We start from the raw sequence: 3,389 nt of genomic DNA on the forward strand, positions 1-3,389 counted from the left end.
TGTCATATACTTGTCCAATAATTGTAAATTGAGCAAGGATCAATAAATATTAAAAAGACAAAGCACAAACTTTATCACAGTTGATAAAATTACACCTTGTCTTTACAGTTTGTTTATTTTTGTGTTCTTACTTTTTTTCGTGTGTAGAAAATCACTGCACCTGAGATAACTAATAATCCCATGTAGAATAATCCATTTGATGTATCTGCAGTTTTCACACTTCCATTTACACCTTCTACACTTACAACAATTTTATCTTTTTTATCTACATCAACCGAAGGTTTTTCACTTGGTTTTGGTGTAGGCGTTGGTTTAGGTGTAGGTGTTACTGGCTTTTCAACAGGTACTTTCGCAAAACTAACTTGTACATTTTGGTTATCTGTAATGTTTTCAATTGTATAGCTTGTTTGCTTATCTGCTACATTTACACTTTGATTATTTACCAACAATTTTGATACTTGGTATCCTGCATCTGCTTCCCATGCAACTTGATAACTTGCACCTTTACCTACTAAACGTGAAGTTGAAACACGTCCATGTTCGCCACTATTTGTTGCTACTTCATAAATTGGTAAATCTACTGAACTTGTTGTATTTGCTTGTTTTACACTTGTTGCTGTTTTGTAGTCGTAATCAAAATTGTATACAAGTGTATTTCCAACTTTTTTATTTGTATTTTGCTCAATTTGCACTTTAAATGATAAATCAATATGATCAAGTTCACTCATTTGTCCTGTATGAATTTTTAATATACGACTTTGTGCTGCTAATCTATCATCAACAACTACGTTGCTTATAGTTGTTAGTGAATTTGGTACATATGTAAATCCTTCTGGAATTTGTACTTCGATATCTAACTTTTCAATAAATGTATAGATATCAACATAAATCCCATCAAAAACACTTGATAAATTATCTTCAGAAGCATCATAGAATTGACCAGATGTACTCATTTGTGACAAATTGTAAAGAACATCTCTTGCTTCTTGTGTAACCTTATCTAATCGATATCCAATTGAAGTAATATGTACATTTTCGTTGTTACTAACTAGTGCTTGCATCGATGCATAACATGAATCACGGTACGTAACATCACTAGAAACTGAATCGTCTTGTGGTGCTCCATCTCCTAATAAAACTAGATATTGCATAGCTGAAGCATTGCTATAAGAATCAAATTGTGTTTTGGCTGCTTCAATTCCATCTTTCATTGCAGTTTGTGCACCTGTAATCGTGATATTGTCAATTGCTTGTGCTACTTGATTACTATCACTTGAAAGTTCAACATATGTAATCGCATTTGGATATGTATCGCTAGTTCCAGGGATTGTCATTCCCCCACCAAATCCAATTACACTAACACGTATATTACGATTGCTATGTGCAAGTAGTTCTGTTGCGAATTGTTTTGCACTTTCTTTAGCTGTTGTAAATGGTTCACCATGCATACTATATGAAGTATCTAATAGTAAAACAACATCAATAGGCTCATATGTAACTCCATTTTCACTTGTTTTTCCACCTACGATTGATAAGTCTAAACTATACATATCATCACTACCAGCAACAACTGTACTAGAAGCTGTTGCATCTACTTGAATTCCTGGATCATCATTTTCGCTTGCACTTATTTGCATCGTATATGCACTTAGTCCAAACACAATCACCATCATCAAACTTAAGAATACTTTTACTTTTTTCATCTCTATTTCCTCCTTCAACACATGACCGTCTAGAAACAACGTTAATTTATCCCTAGTTGCTTCTTAAGACGAGACACATCACACACTTGGATCACTTTTTTTAAAATAATTTTCAGATTCGAGTGAAACTTTGAGTTCATTACCCGCTTGATCTGTCACATAAAAAACATTTGATGAATAGCTTTCATACACGAAAGTTATGGTTTGTGTATCTTTGTTATATGTAAATTGAAGATATGGATCACCATTTTTTATATAGCGAATCTTTGCTTCATCCACACCAGATATCCAATCTTTTATATACACGGTACATACATCTCCATCAAGTGTATATCCCTGATATTCTGGCAAGTCGATATCAATGTTATTTACTTCAAAGCTATAGCTATCTACAACCTTGTCATCTTTCATCAGATGTACTTCATAATTTCCATTTTCATAAATTGTTAAATCTTCTCTTTGATTCAACAATATTTTGTCATAGTTATCATTGGTTGTTTCAACACTAACTTCGATTGGCTGATTGGTGTAGTTATCACTATAGACTACATTTGCAATATGACTTGGCTCCACAATTGCTACTGGTTCTTTAACTTTTGGTTTATCTTCAGGCATTACAAACCAAATTGCAGCACCTCCAGCAATACATAATGAACCAGCAAGCGTGATTTTCCATGCACTAATGCCTGCAGCAGCCACCTTCGGTATTGGTGATTGCATCAGTTCCGTGATATTTGTATGCAAACTCACATTTGCAGTTTCCGTTTCAAACATATACGCATACGTTTGATACATCAATGGTGTAAATGCAAGTGCTCTTGCTTTGTAGGTTTGTGGAGTTAATCCTTGTTCCTTCAATGATTTTTGTAAAGTTGTTTTTACTTTACGCAATCGACTTTTTACTGTTCCCAATGGAATATTCATTATTGATGCAATTTCATTTTCTGAATATCCATTAAGAAATTTTAAAGTTGCGACATCTTTAAACTTCGCATCAAGTGTATTCACTTTGTACGAAACAACTTCATAAATCATTTTATCATCACCATTTTCAGGCATTACAAAACGATGTTTATCAATATATGCATCTACATCTTTTGCCTGTTCCAATGAAATGGTTTCTACTTTTGGTTTTCTGACAATGTTAATTAGTTCATTGTACGCAATTCGCATAATCCATACATGGAATGCTTCTGGATGTTTTAATTTTGCGACATGTCGGTGAACTGCAATAAATGTATTTTGCACAACATCGCTCGCAATTTCTTGATCACTTACATGGTGCAAAGCAAAAAAGTATATGCGCTTATGATATTGCTCATATATTTTTTCAAATGCATGAATGCTACCTTTTTGAACATCTAAAACAATGTCTACTGTAATTGGATTTTTCTGTTCTTTTTTCATACTTTCTTCCCTTAACACGTTTCTGACACACACCGTGATTTCTTTCTATTCATCAATGATTTTATATTGCACTAATTTTATTTTACGGGTCATGTGGAATCTGTCAATTTATATGCCCATCATATGAAAATAGTTATATTGTATACGGAATTTATACATGATTTACATATAGAAGAGTATAAAAAAAGGCTTAATTCAACCGATGCGCACCTAACTTAGATTGTTACATGTATGATGATACATTGAAATGTAAGATTACCATATAAAAATAAGGAAGGT

General features: G+C 33.0%; 2 protein-coding genes. Both read right to left on the reverse strand.

Annotated features, from left to right (window positions below):
• Positions 1-113 precede the first annotated feature (113 nt).
• Positions 114-1,703 (reverse strand): vWA domain-containing protein, encoded by a 1,590-nt coding sequence (locus tag EDD63_RS11350; RefSeq protein WP_134171427.1) that lies wholly within the window; start codon positions 1,701-1,703, stop codon positions 114-116.
• 78 nt (positions 1,704-1,781) lie between these two features.
• Positions 1,782-3,110 (reverse strand): RNA polymerase sigma factor, encoded by a 1,329-nt coding sequence (locus EDD63_RS11355; RefSeq protein ID WP_134171428.1) that lies wholly within the window; start codon positions 3,108-3,110, stop codon positions 1,782-1,784.
• Positions 3,111-3,389: the final 279 nt, after the last annotated feature.

This window comes from Breznakia blatticola, from assembly GCF_004365815.1.
Taxonomy (GTDB): domain Bacteria; phylum Bacillota_I; class Bacilli_A; order Erysipelotrichales; family Erysipelotrichaceae; genus Breznakia; species Breznakia blatticola.

Excerpts from the sequence above, each read along its gene's own strand:
- EDD63_RS11350 (WP_134171427.1), bottom strand. The coding sequence starts at position 1,703 with ATGAAAAAAGTAAAAGTATTCTTAAGTTTGATGATGGTGATTGTGTTT.
- EDD63_RS11355 (WP_134171428.1), bottom strand. The coding sequence starts at position 3,110 with ATGAAAAAAGAACAGAAAAATCCAATTACAGTAGACATTGTTTTAGAT.